Origin of the sequence: Candidatus Merdisoma sp. JLR.KK006 (genome assembly GCF_036941035.1) — a bacterium.
In the GTDB taxonomy this organism is placed as follows: domain Bacteria; phylum Bacillota; class Clostridia; order Lachnospirales; family Lachnospiraceae; genus Laedolimicola.
The window spans coordinates 133,445-151,293 of sequence record NZ_JAYMNS010000004.1 but is presented as its reverse complement, the minus strand read 5'-3'; the positions used below and the strand labels follow the sequence as shown (position 1 = coordinate 151,293).

The following is a 17,849-nucleotide window of genomic DNA, read 5'->3' as shown; positions in this document are numbered from 1 at the left end:
ACAAGTACATGTGTCCGTAAATTCTTCTATGCACCATCTGTGTCCTGCTGTTTAAATTGCTGCTGGGCAGCACTAATCTGTCTCAAAAATTATTGATTGTTGATCTGATCTTCAAGCTCTTTCAGCCGCTTTAAGCTTCCGGCCGGATCCTCCCTGCTGATGCACGTACTTCCTGCGACAAAAATATTTGCCTCTCCTGCCGCTCCATAAGTACGGATATTTTCAGGAGAAATACGTCCGTCCAGAATCACCTTTGTATCCAGGCCCCTCCCTTTGATCATCTCATGAAGCTTGCGGATCTTTCTTGGAGCGTAATCAGCCTGGGCCTCCCCTTTTACTTGGGCAAAGCCCGGATTGATCAGCATCAAAAGCACCGCATCGCACTTATCAAGAATGTAATCCAGATTCGTAAGAAGAGTTGCCGGCTTCAGTGCAACGCCCGCACGGATTCCCTTGCTGTGTATGTAGTTCAGCATTCCGTCCACATGATCACATGTTTCAATATGGAATACAATCTGCGATGCGCCGGCCTCAATCAGCTCATCCACAAAAAACTGAGGCTCTGTTACCATAACATGGGCTTCAAATTCAAGATTTGTCTTCTTCCGAAGCTGCTTTACCGTATCAAGGCCAAGGGGCATACTGGGGCTGAAATGGCCATCCAGAATGTCTACGTGGATCATCTCCAATCCTGCTTCTTCTACCAGTCTGCACTGCTGTTCCAGATTGCACATGTCAAGGGTAATCATGGACGGCGATATGTGACATTTTTTCTTCCAGACATTTTCATTCATGGTTTTATATCTCCTGTAAAAATTTTTCAATCTTCGCTTTTGTAGGAAGTGATGCAATTGCTCCTTTTTCCCGAACGGAAAGAGAGCCACTTACATTGCCATAGGTTACTGCGCTTTTGAGAAGCTCCGGGGTCAGATCTCCCACATTTTCCACACCTTCATTTAAAAGCTTTGAAAGGAATCCGCCCCAGAAAGCGTCCCCTGCACCGGTGGTATCCGCAACCCGGTCTGCTTTGAAGGTTGGAATTACCCAAGACTGCCCCTCATAGAACAATTCCGCACCGTCACCGCCAAGAGTCAGAACAACTGCCGCAATCCTGTTTTCTTTCATAATATTTATAATATTGTCATGGCCGCCTACCATGTCCACTTCCTCATCGGAAAGCTTCAGGAAGTCTACATATTTTAAAATGGAGAGCACCTTATCCGCACAAGCCTGCTTATCATCATGCCACATAAGATTTCTGTAGTTGATGTCAAAGCCTACCAGCTTTCCAAGCTCATGGGCACGTTTCAGTAAATATTCCGTTGCCTCGGCAGCTTTTCCTGCTGACAGAGAGCAGGAACCTCCCTGAACAAGCCTGCAGGTCTTTATGTCTTCTTCTTTGATCTCATCCTTAGAAAGCATCATATCTGCGCCCGGTTTTCTGGCAAAGGTAAAGCTTCTGTCATTCTCTTCTGTGAGAGAAACAAATGCCATTGTAGTGATTGCCTCATCGCACAGCTTAGGTGAAAGCGGCGTTACCTGATTCTCTTCCAGTGTATGTATTAAAAATCTGCCGAAGTCATCATTGCCGACCTTGCAGTATATGCCGGAATCCAGTCCGTTTCTTGCGACTGCAATCGCTACATTGGCCGGTGCGCCTCCTGCGTTTCTGATGTAGCTGCCAGGCTCGCTTCCCGGCAGGAAATCAATAACCATTTCACCAATCGAGATAAAATCCATAGTCCCCTCCATCTTTTTTCCGGTTGTATCCGGCATATTTTTCGTTACCCTATAACCCTATCGGCCGGGTTTGAACGGTACTTATTTTCCCTTCATCAATTAACAGTGTTAATTAATGTTTTTAGTATATTCTTACCGTAATTTTTTGTCAATAACTTTTTATCTTTTTTGCTATTTTGCATAATTTTCTAGCCTGTTTTTGTGCATTCTCACAATTTTCACTCCTTGTGCCATGGATATATATTTGACAAGTTTTCGTTTCTTTCCTATAATTGAATTAATATGTTACATGGAGAAATTACTATGAAAAAAGGAAAAAATCTAACCGATCTTTTAGATTCCAATCGCTCTCAGGTTCTGTACTACCTGATTGATCATCCGGGCTGTTCCAGGGCCGAGCTTGGAGCAGCTACCGGACTGACTCTGGCATCCATTACTAAGATCATTCATTCCCTGTTAGATGCCGGTATTGTATATGAAACCGGTTTTGCAGAGGGTAAAAAAGGGCGCCGTTCCGTGGGCCTGTCTTTCTGTTACAAAAAATTCAAGGTTTTGGCCATCCGTCTCTCCTGGGAACGGCTTGTGATCCAACCCTGTGATTTTCTTGGTAATTTCTATGGTGAATTGGTTTCTATTCCGTTTCACGATATTTCTATCCAAAATATTAACGAGGTCGTGGAAGTGATTAGCAACAATATACAGCAGTTTTGCATCAAGTATCCGGAGATCTCTGCCGTGGGCATGTCCGTGCCCGGTCCTTATTATCGGGACACCGGAACTGTCATGCTGCCGCCCTATAATAAGGATCCTGCACAGCGCTGTTATTATCCATTAAGGGAAAAACTGGCCGCATTGACCGATCTGCCCGTCTTTCTGGAGCATGATGCGGATGCATGCGCTTTGGCTTACTGGTGGTTTCGAACCAACAGGAATCCGGATTTTGTTATTATGAATTTTCTTACGGATGCCGGCGTGGGTGTGGGACTCACTGACGGACGCAGAATTTTCACCGGAACCAGTAACTGTTCCTGCGAGTCCGGCCATATTTCTATCGACTATCACGGACCTGTTTGTCCCTACTGCGGCAGCAACGGCTGCCTGAATGCTTACTGCAGCGATAAAGCCTTAGAAAATCTGGCCGCAGAGCAGCTTCCTGAACATCCGGGAAGCTGGCTGAATGATACTCCGGATACTTCCTGCCAGTCTATTCTTAAGGCTGCCAAGATTGGTGATTCTTTTGCTATCCAATTGCTTAAGGAATGCGGCATGCACCTTGGTCATGGAATCATCTCTCTGCTGCACGTTTTTAATCCGGATCTGATTCTGATCAGCGGTTCTATCAGCAAAGCCGGCGATCCGCTGATGGAGGGCATTCAGGACAGCCTTACAAAAAGACAGTCCAATTATGCAACCATTCCGGAGATTCGTCTTCTTTTGGGTGAAAAAAAGCTGGATTTGTTAGGGGCAGCCACTTTTGCTATGGATCGAATGCTGAAGATGCCCACACGGTATTTTTCGCTGCCGGTTAATAATCAGATTATACCGCTTTCGGCGGAAGGATCCTGTTGATAGGTAAATATCGTATTGGAAAATTGTAAGTAAGAAATTACATATAGCACTACAGTATATAATTCTAGTGCCGTTTTTGCTGAAACCGCCACAATTTTGCAGCGGTTTCAGTTTTTTCATATTAATTAAAGAATTAAAGAAAAATAAACCATTATTATTTTCAGTTATACAGCAGCATCCCTACGTGATAAACAACTGCCGCTGCAAGCCAGGCCATCACCAGCTGGAACATCGCCCCAAAGACTGTCCATTTCCACGAATTGGTCTCCTTCCGAATGGTCGCCACTGCCGCCATACATGGCGTATAAAGCAAGCAGAAGGTCATCAGTGCATAAGCATTCACTGCCGTAAAGCCCAGGCTCCCAAGTGCCGCCTTCATTCCGGCCGTTCCTGCTGCCGAAGTCACATTGGTAATTCCAAAGAGCACGCTCATACTGGAAACCACAACCTCTTTAGCCGCCAATCCTGCAATCAGCGCCACAACTACCTGCCAGTACCCTAGTCCTACAGGTCTCATAAGTGGTGCAGCCACACGTCCGGCCATAGCCCCAAAGCTCACAGACATGTCTGTCACCATTCCTTTCGGCCCAAAGTTCAAAATCACCCAGAGCACAATAGACGCTGCAAAGATCGTAGTCCCTGCTTTTCGCAGATAGTCTTCCACTTTCTCCCAGGTATAAATAGCAATACTGTGAACATTCGGCGACTTATACTCAGGCAGCTCAATCAAAAGTGTATTAATCTCCTTCTTTCTGGTAAAGAAATTCATCACCAGCGCCGCCAAAATAGCTATCACAATCCCCAGCACATACATAGAGTAAGCCACCAGCATGGCACAACTCGGGAAAAACATCCCCGAAAAAAGCACATAGATAGGAAGTCTTGCACTGCAGGACATAAACGGTGTCACCAAAATCGTTTTTAGCCGATCTCTTGGATCCTCCAGCGCCCGAGATGCCATAACCGCCGGAACCGTACATCCAAAGCCCAGCAGCATAGGAATAAAGGCCCGCCCGGACAATCCAATCTTTCCCATAATTCCATCCATCACATAGGCCACTCTAGCCATATAGCCACTGTCTTCCAAAAAAGCAAGAGCCAAAAAAAGAATAAAAATATTCGGCAGAAAAGTGAGAATGCCGCCTACGCCTGCGATAATTCCGTCCACCACCAGGGACCGAAGCAGTCGGCTTACCCCAAATGTATCCATCATGTTCAGAATCACTGCTGTAACCTGATCCAGCCCTTCCTCCATATATCCTTTCAGCCAGTCACCAATGGTAAAAGTAAAGAAAAAGACAAGAGCCATAATCCCCAGAAAAATAGGAACACCCCAGACACGGTTCGTGAGTACCCCATCAATCTTATCCGTAAATTCTGCTTTCCGGCTCTTACCAACCAGACATTCTTCAATAATCTCTTCAATAAAATCATACTTCTGACTGATAATCTCCGTTTCGCAGCTTTCTTCGGCAATTCCTGTCATATCAATGGGATATTCTCTCCGAATCTCATCATCCCATTCCAGATGCTTGATAGCATACATGCGCATATTGGAAAGCTCCCCATACTTTTCCCTTAAGCGATCCGCCACCGCATCAATCTTATCTTCCAGATCATCGCTGTACACCATCACAATATCCTTATGATGATCATGCTTGTGACGGCTTATCCCTTCATGGTGATGCTCCAAATTATGATCAATCTCCCGATCCTTATGGTGAATCACTGCATGCATCAAAATCTCCAAGCCCTGCTTTGTTCTGGCACTTACAGGAATACAGGGGATTCCCAGCATTTCCGGCAAACGGTGCAGGTCAATATCCATACCTCTCTCTTCCACAATATCCATCATATTCAAAGCCAGAATCACTGGCTTACCAAGCTCGATCAGTTGAAGAGTCAGATACAGATTGCGCTCCAGCGACGAGGCATCGGCTACATCAATGACCACATCCACTTCATTTCCCAGAATATAGCCTCTGGATACTTTTTCTTCCATTGTATAAGAGGTCAGGCTGTAGATACCCGGCAGATCCACAAGCCGCATAGCTTCTCCTTTAAAGTGGTAAGTCCCCTCCTTCTTCTCTACTGTCACTCCCGGCCAGTTTGCCACCTTAAGCTTTGCACCTGTATAATCATTAAATAATGTAGTCTTCCCACAGTTCGGATTGCCCGCAAAGGCAACATGGATCTCACTGTTCATAAGCGCCCTCCTCTACCAAAATGCCGTCAGCAATTCGCTTTCCTATGGCAAATCTGGTTCCGCGTACCTTCATAATAATTGATCCGCTCTTTTTATTATTCAATACCCATACTTCGGTACCCTTTGTCATTCCTAACATTTGAAGACGGCGCTTTACCTTATCCTCAAGTTGTATCTCTGTTACCTGATAGCTATGCCCTATGGTTCCCTCTCGCAATGTCATTTTTGTCTCCTCTATTACAGCTCTATCAGCTGTCCTTGATACTGTCGTTTTTTATTCTCTGCCTCTTCTCTCGTATAAAACCATAGCACTATAGAAAAAGAACGTCAATATTTATTGATAATAATTATCAATAAATATTGACGTTCTTTTTACTGTTCACTCCTGGACCGTGCACTGCGCCGCACGGTCACAGGCCAGTACAGTACTGGGGCCGAAATCCGGCCTCTTGCCGTAAGGCAACTTTAAATAGGCCGGATTCGTTACTGTGAACAGTAATGCGTTCTTTTTAACACTTTATGCATTTATCATCTGTCAAATATGCAGATTTCTTGTAGCCGCAATCGCAAGAGAGCCATCCCCAATATGGCAGGACACGCTTAGCGAAAGAGGATCCACAAATTCCACAGAATAACCGGGAAGCGCTGCCTCTACCTCGGCTTTAAACTTCATTGCCTCTTCTTCATTGTTGGTATGGGCAATATCCAGATGCACATCCTTCGCATCCAATCCTCCAAATCGAGTCTCAATATCATTTCGAATAGCATCAATCATGGTCTTCTTGGCCTGCTGCATGGTTCTGGCTTTAGAAAAGGTATCCAGCCGCTCACCCTGAATCTGCAGCACCGGCTTTAAGCGAAGCATAGTTCCAATAGCTGCTACTGCCGGTGTCAAACGGCCGCCTTTTTTCAGATACTTCAAAGTGGCAACGGTAATATAAATGCTGGATTCCAGCTTCACTTTTTCCAGAATCTCTTTAATCTCCGATGCGCTTTTCCCCTCTTCTGCCAAGCGAATGGCATCTGCCACAGACTGACGCTGTGTAATGGAAATCCGCTGGTTGTTCACCACCTGAACTCTTCCGTCAAAATCATCCGCCAATGCTATGGCTGTCTGACAAGAGCCAGACAAACCGCTGGACATGGGAATATGCACAATCTCATCATACTCTTTTAAAAGCTCATTCCAAAGCTCCAGAACGGATTCCGGCGAAGGCTGTGAAGTTGCAATATCCGCATTCTGGGTCAGCTTCTCATAAAACTCCGCCTGTGTCAGACTGATGCCTTCAAAATATTCTTTTCCGTCAATAGTAAAGGGCATGGGCAACACGCGGATTCCCATCTCACTGGCAGTCTCCTGTGTAATGCCGCTGTTGCTGTCCGTTACAATCGCTGCTCTGCTCAATACCTGTTCCTCCTCAACTATTATCCTGATGTTACCATCATACAATTCTATACAAACAGTACCAGTATAACAGTTTGAGTTTCAAAACACAAGCTTATTTTATTTCTTCATCTTCGGCTGGAAAATCAGGCTGGCAAGATAAGCAAATACCAGCGCTGCACAGATTCCTACAGCACTTGCCTGAAAACCTCCTTTAAATATCCCCAGAAATCCTTCTGTCTCCACAGCTTCCTTAACCCCTTTCCAGAGGGTATTGCCAAAGCCCAAGAGCGGTACTGACGCTCCTGCCCCTGCATACTCCTGAAAAGGAGCATAAACTCCTATAGCTCCCAGCGCCGCCCCAGTGCAAACCAGAAGCACCATAATTCTTCCCGGCATCATCTTTGTCTTTTCCATCAAAATCTGCACCAGGGCACAGATAAGGCCTCCCACCCAAAATGCATTTATATAATCCATCATATTATAGCCTCCTAGTATTTAAAGTTCCGCGCTCCTGTACTTTTATCCGGCATGCTCAATCACAACTCCATGAGCAATCCCCGGGACACTCTGTCCCTCATTATAGCTCACAGTAGAGAGCAGGGCTCCTGTTGGAACAAAAAGCACTCTTTTCCACTGATTTTTCTCAATCTTCGGCAGTATATGCGCCGCCAATGTCACTGCAGAACAGGCACAGCCGCTTCCGCCTGCATGTGTGTCCTGTTTCTCGCTGTCATAGATAAGCATTCCGCAGTCCAGATGTCGTCCTGTAAGATCATATCCCCGTTCCTTTGTCAGATCCAGCAAAATGGTCTGCCCCACGCTTCCTAAATCTCCGGTTATAATATAGTCATAATCCGAAGGCTGACGGCCGAAATCTTCCAAATGCCGGCAGATAGTATCACAGGCTGCCGGGGCCATGCATGCCCCCATATTCAGAGAATCCTTTAACCCAAAATCTACTACTTTTCCAGGGGTTGCACCTGATATACGCGCCTTTCCTCCCTGGGAGGCAAGTACAAAGGCGCCGCTTCCCGTAACAGTCCAGGTAGCTGCAAGGGGCCGCTGTCCTCCATATTCCAAGGGAAAGCGAAACTGCTTCTCTGCACTCCCAAAGTGACTGGAGGTTAAAGCCAGAACGGTCTCTGAATATCCTCCCTGAACTGTCATAGCAGCCAGCATCAGAGCTTCTCCAATTGTGGAGCAAGCTCCATAAAGTCCAAACAGGGGAAGCTTAAGATCCATCACGCCAAAGGATGTGGCAATAAGCTGTCCCAAAAGATCCCCTGAAAAAAGATAACGCGCCGCTGAAAGCCCTGCCGGCATTTTTTCCATAGCTAAAGCTGCTGCTCTTTTCTGCAAAGCACTTTCTGCTTCCTCCCAGGTATTCTGTCCTGCCATGGGATCCTGTTCTATCTCATCGAATTGGGATCCCAAAGGACCTTCTCCTTCCTTTTTCCCCACAACAGAGGCCGCACTGACAATATACGGAGCCTTCTGAAATTGAATGCTTTGTTTTCCTACGATTGTATCCATCTTTTTTATCCTTCCTGCGGTTCTGTGTTACACCACGCCTGTCATCATCAAAATCCAATAAATCAGTCCCAGCAGCCAGCTGGTAAATACTCCATAAAGAATCACCGGACCGGCAATAGTAAAGATCTTGCAACCAATACCAAAGACTTGCCCTTCCTTCTGATATTCAATAGCCGGAGCTGCCACACTGTTAGCAAATCCGGTAATCGGTACCAGGGCTCCGGCTCCGCCCCACTTAGCTATTCCCGGAAAAATATTAAGTCCCGTAAGGATCACACTTAAAAGCACCAGCAGCATGGAACACCACGCCCCGGCAATATCTTTCTCAAGCCCCAGACTGCCGGCATAATTCAAAATAGCCTGTCCCAGACAGCAGATAATGCCGCCCGTCACAAATGCCTTCACCATCTGCATAGGCAGACTGTGAGTAGGCGTCACCTGCTTTACATATTCGTTGTACTGCTGCTTTTGCTCTTCTTCAATAAATTCCTTCATCTTCTTCCGCCTTTCTTCTCTTAGTCCTTTTCACCAGCGAAAATAATAGAAAATCAGGGAACCCACGGTACGTCCCACAGCCATAACTGCTATGACAAGGGCTAGTCCCCTGCGCATGTCAATACGGCGTGTAAAAATAGGAACAATATTCACAATCTCCGTAAGCGCCATAGCCCATGCTCCCACAAAAATACCACTAAAAACCCCGAAAATTCCAGCTCCTACTGTGCCTACAGGAACCATAAGCTGATACACACTCACGACATTGCCCAGAATTCCCCCTGCCGCCACCGCATCTTCATACCAAAAAATATGCTTTGCCGTATGGGTCTGATCTGCAAACTCTGCCACCAGTCCCAATGCAATAATCAGGGCAAACAGGCCTCCAGCCACACCCAACCCGCAACTAAAACCAACCATTGCCATAAAAATCTGCTTTATCCACATACCGCAACTCTCCCTTACTGCTCCTTTTTATGCATTCCGTTTCGGCTGGCTGTATTAATCAAGGTTGTGTTCACATCATCCTCATAGAGCCGCATCTCCACTTCGATTGGTGTTGGCTCTTTGGTGAGACGCCTTCCGCCAATATGATTAAAGAAAGCGATAATCCCTGCCGCAAGCCCCAGAGAGTAAGTAAGTTCCAGAATGGTGAAGCCGTCCGATTCCTGCCCTGTCATCAGCATATAAAACTGTCCAAACATGTCTACTGTTGATACGTCATTATTAAATGCCATAATAGAAAATGCCGATCCAAAAAAGCAGATAAGACACACGACTGCCACCTTCAAAAATGTGAGAGCCGGCTGCTCCTTGGGTTTGGTGGAATATTCCACAATAAAGTCCTGCTCTCCCATATTTTGAATTTCCAAATTGGGATAAACCCCCTGTATCTTCTCCACCACTTCCAGAATAGAAAACACCCTTCGGGCCGCACAGGAATGCTTACCCTTTTTCACATTCTGGAAGGTATAAAGCTTTTCTGTCTTCAGCCGATTTACAATGGCCGAGTCGGCACACTGCATCTCTCCGGCTTCTCCCAGAGTTATGGTCTGGTTATAGGTTCTTGTATTTTTCCCAAACTTTAAATACAGAATCTCACTCATGCAAAAGCGTCCTCCTTTGGAGACCATTCCTGCTGATAAACCAGAGTTCCGTCTGTAATGGTTTTTTCCTGATTTCCTGCATATACATAGTAAAATATCCCAAAGATTGTTGCCCCAAGGACAATGGAGATCAGCCATACCCTGTACTTTGTTCGATTCATAAAGCGCCTCCTATTCCGGTTCCGTAATCTTATGATGTTCTATTATGTCCTTGAAGCTTTTTATCTATACCTCACATTCGTTTTTTCAAAGCCAGAAGAATTTTCTTTTCCAGTCTTGATACCTGAACCTGTGACATACCAAGCTCTTGTGCCACTTGGGTCTGTGTACGATCATGGAAAAAACGCAGGAGGATCAGGCGCCGCTCCTTAGGTTCTAAGGAGTTTAAAAGCTGCTCCAAAAGAAGCTGACGAAGCAATGTCTCTTCCTCATCCTTTCCCTGTTCTACCTTATCCATCAAGCTTAAACCTTCCCCATCCCCCTGATAAACAATTTTTTGAAGTGATTCTACCTCTGCGCTTCCATCCATGGCCTGCACAAGCTCTTCTGGTTCCACCTCAAGATGCTTTGCCAGTTCTTCCACCCCTGGTTCCTCGCCCCGTTCCATCAAAAGCTGCTCCCGAAGTCTGGCAGCACGAATCGCCAGTTCTTTTAAAGAACGGCTGACCTTGATCATACTGTCATCTCGCAGGAATCGTTTAATCTCTCCGGCTATCATAGGCACTGCGTAGGTGGAAAACCGCACATCAAAGCTTAAGTCAAAACGATCTACCGCTTTCACCAGACCTATTGCCCCAATCTGAAACAAATCCTCTGCTTCCACTCCTCGCCCCAAAAATCGCTTCACCACATGATGAATCAGGCCCATATTCTCTTCTATCAGTATCTCTCTTGCAGTTTTATCTCCTTCCCGTGACCGACGAATCAATTCCTCCGTGTGATCCATAAGCTATGCTCCGTGATGCCCAATTATCTTTTTCATGATTACAGTTGTTCCCTCGCCTGGTTTGGAAATTACCTGTATCTCATCCATAAAGGCTTCCATGAAAAGGAAGCCCATACCAGAGCGCTCCTGTTCCGGGCAGGAAGTATACAAAGGCTCCATTGCTTTCTTCACATCCTGAATTCCAATCCCCTGATCCGACACTTCCAACAATAAAAGTTCCTCCTCTATCACACCGGAAATCGTAATCTTATGTACTTCGCTTCCATAGCCATGGATAATAGCATTGGTAACGGCCTCTGAAACAGCTGTTTTCACATCTGCAACCTCTTCCATACTGGGATTCATCTGGGCCATAAAAGCTGCTACAGTTACTCTGGCAAATGCTTCGTTGGCTGATATGCTGTCAAATTCTATCTTCATCTCATTCTTTTTCATTCTGCTTTTCCTCCCCGCTTCTTTTCCACTGGAATAATCTTCATAACACCGGAAAGCATCAAGATCTTTCCCACTCGTTCCTGGACCTGTACGGCCCGAACATTCCCGCCCAATGCTTTCATAATTTTATATCGTCCCATGAGCATGCCAATCCCTGAACTGTCGCAAAAAACCGTATCTGAAAAATCAAACACTATCTCTCTGATATCCCTTTGCCGCACCAGCCTGTCCGCCTCCCGACAAATTCCTTCTGCACTGTGATGATCTAATTCCTTTGGAACCGCTATCCATAAGGTCTTGTCCATTATCTTCTGTTCGCCCTGTGCTTCTGCATTCCTCTTCATTTCATATCCTCCTTGTTCTGATTACGCCGCACTTCTATGACCATCCACAGTGCGGCTATATTAAAAATCTGCGCTCAAAAAGGGACATACCTTTTGGTATGTCCCTCTCTTCAGGGTTTCTCTCTTGTTCTCTCTTATTGCTGTGTCTGCTGTATACGTGCAATCGCTTCGTTGGAGTAACGAGCCCGTGCTGTAGCCGGATGCTTCTCAACAAACTTCTGGAACAGCGGAAGGGCTTTTGCAGTATCTCCTTTTGCCTCATAGGATCTGGCCAGATAATACATGGCATAACCGTCTTCATAGTCTTCTTCCACGGCAATTACCTGTTCCATATTTGTAATAACTTCATCATGGTTTCCTGCATTATAAGCAGCAGATCCTGCATCGAACAGACTCTTTACCTCTTCAATATGAAGAGGGCCATAGATCTCATTATATATAGTCTGCGCCTGAGGGGACAGTTGTTCCGGATCTACCTCATCCAGCGCCGCAAGCGCCGTCTCCGAATCCTCTGCCTGCACTGCTTCATAGGCCTCCAAAAGCTTCACATAATTAACGCTTGTATCCGGTTTTTCTTCTTCTACCGTCTGCTCTGACTGCAAATCCTCCAATTGCTTCTGGAGACTGTTGATCTCTGCCTGTTTTGCTGAAATCTGGTCCCCATACTCTACAATCTGCTGATTTGTCTCGCTGCGGACTGACCGTATCTTGGCAGGAACCACCAGAAACCACATAAGGGCCACGCCCACTACCAGACCAATGAGCAGATTCAGCACCACATTCACACCTGCATTATCCTTATAGGTGGACGGCATAATAATCGTCTCATTCCCACTGGTATAGGAAATCACATCCGGCGCTTTCCCCCGATCTTTTCCCTCCCGTTCCGGCTTGTTGCCGTTATTCACAGATGTTCCGGTCCGCTGCTCCAGCTCTTCCAAGTACCGCAGAGACAGATTGTCTGTCTTATCTATGGCAAGAGCACGGCGCAGCTCCCTTCCTGCCCGATCATACTCTTCCGCCTGAATATAAAGAAGGGCCAGCAATTGGTGCGCTTTCACCAGCTTCGGATTCAGGGAAAGAACCTTTTTTAACTGGATCACCGCCAGATCATCACTTCCCTGCTGGCAATAAAGCAGAGACTGATTATACTTCTTAATGGTCTGGTTAATTGTCTCCAGACGAGCCGGATTATTCTGAATTGCCCGGATATATTCGTCTGCAATATTCTTATTGGATTCCAGATTTTTACTGATAATCCATTCCGTCAAAGCAGATACAACCTCCCCGGTCTCAAAATAAATCAGACCCAGAAGATTTCTCGCAGGTATATGCTCTTTATTTAATTTTAAACTAGTCTTAAGATCCTGAATCGCTCCGGAAAGATTCCTCACCTTCGCCTTCTCCAATCCCATATTATAATAGGTATTGGACAGTCTTATGAGCCTTCCATATATCTTAATGTCTGTTCCGCACGCGCTGCAGTATTCCGGATCCTGCAATGTAGCTCCACATTTTATACAAAGCATTCTCTAGTCCCACTTTCTAATACTGGCTGCTGTTTTTCATTTCCTTAAGCATCTCCTGAAGAAGATCGGCCATGTCCTTGGGCTTATTGTTATAGACATTTTCTTCTACCTGTTCCACTTCCAGGCTGGGATGAAATCTCTTCAATTCCTCTTCAAAATCAATCATGCGCCGTCCTCCTCAATATACGCTTAATACTTCCCACCAGATACAGAGATCCCACACAGAATAAAATCCCGTCCCCCTTTTCCTTAAGAGCCGCAGAAAAGGCTTCCTCCACATTCGGACACGCCAGCACTTTTGCAGTTCCAAACTCTTTAAAAAGCGCTGCTGTCTCTCCTGCATTCACACAGCGGCAACCTCCTACCTCTGTGACAATCACTTGTTCAACGGGCAGTTCCTGACAGATTTTCTCTATCATATGTCGGTAATCCTTATCTCCGACCGCCGCAAACAGCAAAGTCACCGGATAATTTTCCTCCAGACGTTTTGCCGTCTTCACAAATTCTTCCACGCCGGCTTCATTGTGAGCCCCATCTATGATAACATGAGGCAGTACTGTCTCCATTCTGCCCTGCCATCTCATGTGGGCAATTCCCCGTTTTATTACTTCATCTGTAAATCCGCCTTCCAGCTCCATGGCCTTCAAAGCGGTCACCGCTAAAGCGGCATTTTTTACCTGATATTCTGCCACACTGGATATAGAAAGCTCAATATAATCATAATACCCAGAATTTATGGAAAAATCAATATTTTTATTCGACATAGAGGAAATTTTTAGCATTTTTTTGTTGATTCCAAAGGCCGGGGAACGAAGCTCCTCTGCTCGCCTTTGAATCACCGTTCCTGCTTCCGGATTCTCCGCATCGTAGACTACAGGCACGCCCTCTTTGATAATTCCCGCCTTTTCTCCCGCTATCGCTTCCACCGTGTTCCCCAGATACTCTGTATGATCTAAGCTGATAGATGTAATCACTGTCACCAGGGGATGAGCTATGGAATTGGTTGCATCCAACCGCCCTCCCAACCCTGTCTCCAGCACCAGATACTCCACTTCTGCCATTTTAAAAAGCATCATTCCAATAAGAAACAGCAGTTCAAAATAGGTAGGATGAGCAAAGCCTTCTTTCTCCATCTGCTCCACACAGCTCATGACCATCCGAAAAGCCTCAAGGAATTGTTCATCATTTACCTGTTCCTCATCTATGACAAACCGTTCATTCACATCCACCAGATGGGGGGAGATAAATAACCCTGTATGCTTTCCTGCCTCATGCAGCATGGAGGCCAGAAATGAGCACACGGAGCCTTTGCCGTTGGTTCCGGCCACATGAAGAATCTTCATCTGCTCTTGGGGATTTCCCAGACGGTGTAAAATAGCCTTTGTATTTTCCAGCGTATTCTTTTTTGTAAACTTAGGCGTTTCTTCAATATATGCCGCCGCTTCCTCATATGTCATTTTTCCATATGCTGTCTTTCTGTCCATCCTTCTTTTAAATCCTTCCTGATTTGCCGAAATTCCTGCATAATGATTTCCTGCTATTTGGTAAGTGAGGCCAGACGCTCCTTTACCTGGTCCATCATCTGACTGTATTTCTTTAGCTTTTCTTTTTCCTCATCAATCTTGCTCTGAGGTGCGCGGCTGATGAACTTCTCATTACTAAGCATTCCATTAACACGGGCCAGCTCTTTGGTAAGGCGTTCTTCCTCTTTCTTCAGACGCTCAAGCTCCTTCTCCATATCTACCAGATCCGAGAATGGCATGTAGACAGCCCCATCCGTAATCAGGGCGGAAACCGCATCCTCACTGATTCCTGCCTTATCTGACTGAATAGTCACATCTCCTGCATAAGCCAGAGCAGCAAAGAAAATTCGTCCTTTTTCAAAAATGCTGCGCACTTCATCCTTTTCGGAAACTACGAATACGGATGCCTTTCTGCTGGGCGGAACGTTCATTTCTGATCTCACATTCCGAACTCCCCGGACAGCGTCTTTGATCCTTTCTACAGACAATTCATCAGCATCAAAGACCCACTCCTTTTTATATTCCGGCCATGAAGAAATCATGATGGATTCCTCACCTGTCAGATTGCAGAAAATCTCTTCTGTAATAAATGGCATATAGGGGTGCAATAGCTTTAATGCATTGGCAAGAACTGTCCGCAGGGTCCACAGAGCTGCTGCCTTGGTCTGATCTTCCTCCTGATAAAGCCTTGGCTTCACCATCTCAATATACCAGTCACAGAACTCTTCCCAGATAAAGTCATAGAGTTTCTGCACAGCAATACCCAGCTCAAACTTATCCATATTAGCCGTTACATCTTTTGCCAGAGTATTTACCTTTGAGAGAATCCATTTGTCCGCACTGGTCAGCTGCTCTAAGTTCATAGTATCCGGAATCCGGGACTTCTCCATATTCATCATAATAAACCGTGAAGCATTCCATACCTTATTGGCAAAATTCCGGCTGGCTTCCACACGCTCCATATAAAAGCGCATGTCATTCCCCGGCGCATTGCCTGTCACAAGGGTAAACCGAAGTGCATCTGCACCGTACTGATCGATAATCTCCAGCGGATCAATGCCGTTACCCAGAGACTTACTCATCTTTCTTCCCTGAGAATCACGTACCAGGCCATGAATCAGCACATGGTGAAAAGGGGATCTTCCTGTCTGCTCATAACCGGAAAACACCATCCGAATCACCCAGAAGAAAATAATGTCGTAGCCCGTTACCAGCACGTCCGTGGGATAAAAGTAGTCCAAATCTTCCGTCTCCTCTGGCCATCCAAGGGTCGAGAACGGCCACAGGGCAGAGGAAAACCAGGTATCCAGCGTGTCCGGATCCTGCGTAAAGTGCTTGCAGCCGCACTTTGGACAAGTTTCTGGCTGTTCCCTTGCCACTACAAGTTCTCCACACTGGTCACAGTAATAAGCCGGAATCCGGTGTCCCCACCAGAGCTGCCGGGAAATGCACCAGTCACGAATATTTTCCAGCCAATGAAGATAAGTCTTGTCAAAACGCTCCGGAACAAAAGTCAATTCTCCATTCTTTACTGCTTCAATGGCAGGCTTTGCCAGCTCCTCCATCTTTACAAACCACTGCTGCTTGATAAGCGGTTCTACGGTAGTTCCGCAACGATCATGGGTTCCTACATTATGAGAATGATCTGCCACTTTAACCAGAAGTCCCTTTTCTTTCAGCTCCTCCACCATCAGCTTCCTTGCTTCATAGCGATCCATGCCTGCATATTTTCCGCCATTTTCATTGATGGTGGCATCGTCATTCAGTATATTGATCTCCGGCAGATTATGTCGTCTTCCCACCTCAAAGTCATTGGGGTCATGTGCCGGTGTAATCTTTACCACACCGGTTCCAAATTCTTTGTCTACATAAGCATCTGCGATAACCGGAATCTCTCGTCCAACCAGAGGCAGAATAACCGTCTTTCCGATAATGTCCTGGTATCGCTCATCATCGGGATTCACTGCCAGCGCCGTATCACCCAGCATAGTCTCGGGACGGGTGGTAGCAATCTCTACAAACCTGTCGCTATCCTTGATTGGATAATTGATATGCCAGAAATGGCCCGCCTGCTCCTCATGCTCTACCTCTGCATCAGAGATGGAAGTCTTACATACGGGGCACCAGTTGATAATCCGGGAACCTTTATAGATATAGCCTTTCTCGTAAAGCCGAATAAATACCTCCAGAACAGCCTCGGAGCAGCCCTCATCCATGGTAAAGCGTTCCCTCTCCCAGTCACAGGAGGACCCTAGCTTCTTCAACTGATTGATAATGGCTCCTCCATACTCTTCTTTCCATTGCCAGGCCCTCTTTAAGAATCCCTCTCTTCCCAGTTCTTTTTTGTCTATGCCCTCTTCCTTTAACTGGTTTGTCACCTTAACCTCTGTGGAGATGGATGCATGATCTGTTCCCGGAACCCAGAGAGCATTGTAGCCCTGCATTCTTTTATAACGAATCAAAATATCCTGCAGAGTCTCATCCAAAGCATGGCCCATGTGAAGCCGTCCTGTTACATTTGGAGGGGGAATCACAATAGTAAATGGTTTTTTGCTCCTGTCCACCTCTGCATGAAAATACTTTTTCTCCAGCCATTTTTCGTAGATTCGATCCTCCATACCTTTTGGATCGTAGGTCTTTGCTAATTCTTTCATTTGTAAAATCCCTCCTTCGGAAAATCTGATCGCTTTACCCGGGGCAGCTTGATTCATTGCCTGCGTGCAAAACGCCCTTTCAGAATCTGAAAGGGCGTCAAAAAACGCGGTACCACCTATCTTATATGTGGTTTCCCACATACATCTCCAAGACCTCATAACGCTGGTCATGCGTGAACAGCTACTGTTATTTCACCATTCCGGCTCCAAAGCTACCTCCACAGCCGCTTTTCTGAAAGGAGCTTTCAGCCTTTGACCCCTTATCTCTGACAGATGTGCTTTCTGTGTACCCTCTTTTTCTTCGCCTTTTTCACTTTTGATAGTTTCTAACATAGCAGGCTTTTACTTGTTTGTCAAGGTTGAGATTTTCAATTATGTCTTT

19 protein-coding genes and 1 other annotated feature are annotated in these 17,849 nt (G+C 45.9%); of the genes, 1 reads left to right on the top strand and 18 read right to left on the bottom strand.

Annotation, left to right across the window (positions count from 1 at the left end):
• Nucleotides 1–89: 89 nt before the first annotated feature.
• On the bottom strand, nt 90–794 hold the full coding sequence (locus VSQ61_RS05140; protein WP_334343373.1) for a ribulose-phosphate 3-epimerase: 705 nt from the start codon (nt 792–794) through the stop codon (nt 90–92).
• 4 nt (nt 795–798) lie between these two features.
• The gene (locus tag VSQ61_RS05135) at nt 799–1,740 is read right to left on the bottom strand and encodes a carbohydrate kinase family protein (protein WP_334343372.1); all 942 of its coding nucleotides are present in this window, start codon (nt 1,738–1,740) and stop codon (nt 799–801) included.
• A gap of 303 nt (nt 1,741–2,043) precedes the next feature.
• Here VSQ61_RS05135 and VSQ61_RS05130 point away from each other — a divergent pair, with 303 nt between their 5' ends.
• Nucleotides 2,044–3,309: an ROK family transcriptional regulator gene (locus tag VSQ61_RS05130; protein WP_334343371.1), complete on the top strand. Its 1,266-nt coding sequence runs from the start codon at nt 2,044–2,046 to the stop codon at nt 3,307–3,309.
• 160 nt (nt 3,310–3,469) lie between these two features.
• Here VSQ61_RS05130 and feoB read toward each other — a convergent pair whose 3' ends face one another.
• From feoB to VSQ61_RS05050, 16 genes are all read right to left on the bottom strand, one after another.
• Nucleotides 3,470–5,515, bottom strand: a complete 2,046-nt coding sequence (feoB, locus tag VSQ61_RS05125) for a ferrous iron transport protein B (RefSeq protein ID WP_334343370.1) — start codon at nt 5,513–5,515, stop codon at nt 3,470–3,472.
• Nucleotides 5,505–5,738 (bottom strand): FeoA family protein, encoded by a 234-nt coding sequence (locus tag VSQ61_RS05120; protein WP_334343369.1) that lies wholly within the window; start codon nt 5,736–5,738, stop codon nt 5,505–5,507. The genes feoB and VSQ61_RS05120 overlap by 11 nt, the downstream gene beginning before the upstream one ends.
• Before the next feature lie 312 nt (nt 5,739–6,050).
• Nucleotides 6,051–6,920, bottom strand: coding sequence for a DegV family protein (locus VSQ61_RS05115; RefSeq protein ID WP_334343368.1), 870 nt, complete (start codon nt 6,918–6,920; stop codon nt 6,051–6,053).
• A 99-nt stretch (nt 6,921–7,019) separates the two neighbouring features.
• A complete protein-coding gene (locus VSQ61_RS05110; RefSeq protein ID WP_334343444.1) occupies nt 7,020–7,376 on the bottom strand; it encodes a SpoVA/SpoVAEb family sporulation membrane protein in 357 nt (118 codons plus the stop codon).
• 45 nt (nt 7,377–7,421) lie between these two features.
• Nucleotides 7,422–8,435: a stage V sporulation protein AD gene (spoVAD, locus tag VSQ61_RS05105; protein ID WP_334343367.1), complete on the bottom strand. Its 1,014-nt coding sequence runs from the start codon at nt 8,433–8,435 to the stop codon at nt 7,422–7,424.
• A 27-nt stretch (nt 8,436–8,462) separates the two neighbouring features.
• Entirely contained in the window at nt 8,463–8,930 is a 468-nt protein-coding gene (locus VSQ61_RS05100; protein ID WP_334343366.1) for a SpoVA/SpoVAEb family sporulation membrane protein, read from the bottom strand.
• A gap of 30 nt (nt 8,931–8,960) precedes the next feature.
• Nucleotides 8,961–9,377: a stage V sporulation protein AB gene (locus VSQ61_RS05095; RefSeq protein WP_334343365.1), complete on the bottom strand. Its 417-nt coding sequence runs from the start codon at nt 9,375–9,377 to the stop codon at nt 8,961–8,963.
• 14 nt (nt 9,378–9,391) lie between these two features.
• Nucleotides 9,392–10,036, bottom strand: coding sequence for a stage V sporulation protein AA (locus tag VSQ61_RS05090; protein WP_334343364.1), 645 nt, complete (start codon nt 10,034–10,036; stop codon nt 9,392–9,394).
• Entirely contained in the window at nt 10,033–10,197 is a 165-nt protein-coding gene (locus VSQ61_RS05085) for a hypothetical protein (protein ID WP_334343363.1), read from the bottom strand. The genes VSQ61_RS05090 and VSQ61_RS05085 overlap by 4 nt, the downstream gene beginning before the upstream one ends.
• A 71-nt stretch (nt 10,198–10,268) precedes the next feature.
• Nucleotides 10,269–10,982, bottom strand: coding sequence for a SigB/SigF/SigG family RNA polymerase sigma factor (locus VSQ61_RS05080; RefSeq protein WP_334343362.1), 714 nt, complete (start codon nt 10,980–10,982; stop codon nt 10,269–10,271).
• A gap of 3 nt (nt 10,983–10,985) precedes the next feature.
• On the bottom strand, nt 10,986–11,417 hold the full coding sequence (spoIIAB, locus tag VSQ61_RS05075; RefSeq protein ID WP_334343361.1) for an anti-sigma F factor: 432 nt from the start codon (nt 11,415–11,417) through the stop codon (nt 10,986–10,988).
• Complete coding sequence (locus tag VSQ61_RS05070; protein WP_334343360.1) at nt 11,414–11,761, bottom strand: anti-sigma factor antagonist; 348 nt, start codon at nt 11,759–11,761, stop codon at nt 11,414–11,416. Before VSQ61_RS05070 ends, spoIIAB begins: the two co-directional genes overlap by 4 nt.
• 134 nt (nt 11,762–11,895) lie before the next feature.
• A complete protein-coding gene (locus tag VSQ61_RS05065; protein WP_334343359.1) occupies nt 11,896–13,290 on the bottom strand; it encodes a tetratricopeptide repeat protein in 1,395 nt (464 codons plus the stop codon).
• A gap of 16 nt (nt 13,291–13,306) precedes the next feature.
• Nucleotides 13,307–13,456: a hypothetical protein gene (locus VSQ61_RS05060; protein ID WP_334343358.1), complete on the bottom strand. Its 150-nt coding sequence runs from the start codon at nt 13,454–13,456 to the stop codon at nt 13,307–13,309.
• The gene (locus tag VSQ61_RS05055) at nt 13,449–14,774 is read right to left on the bottom strand and encodes a bifunctional folylpolyglutamate synthase/dihydrofolate synthase (protein ID WP_334343357.1); all 1,326 of its coding nucleotides are present in this window, start codon (nt 14,772–14,774) and stop codon (nt 13,449–13,451) included. Before VSQ61_RS05055 ends, VSQ61_RS05060 begins: the two co-directional genes overlap by 8 nt.
• A gap of 53 nt (nt 14,775–14,827) precedes the next feature.
• Nucleotides 14,828–17,467 carry a valine--tRNA ligase gene (locus tag VSQ61_RS05050; RefSeq protein ID WP_334343356.1) on the bottom strand — a complete coding sequence of 880 codons (2,640 nt, stop codon included), beginning with the start codon at nt 17,465–17,467 and terminating at the stop codon, nt 14,828–14,830.
• 87 nt (nt 17,468–17,554) lie between these two features.
• Nucleotides 17,555–17,778, bottom strand: a binding site (T-box leader).
• Nucleotides 17,779–17,849: the final 71 nt, after the last annotated feature.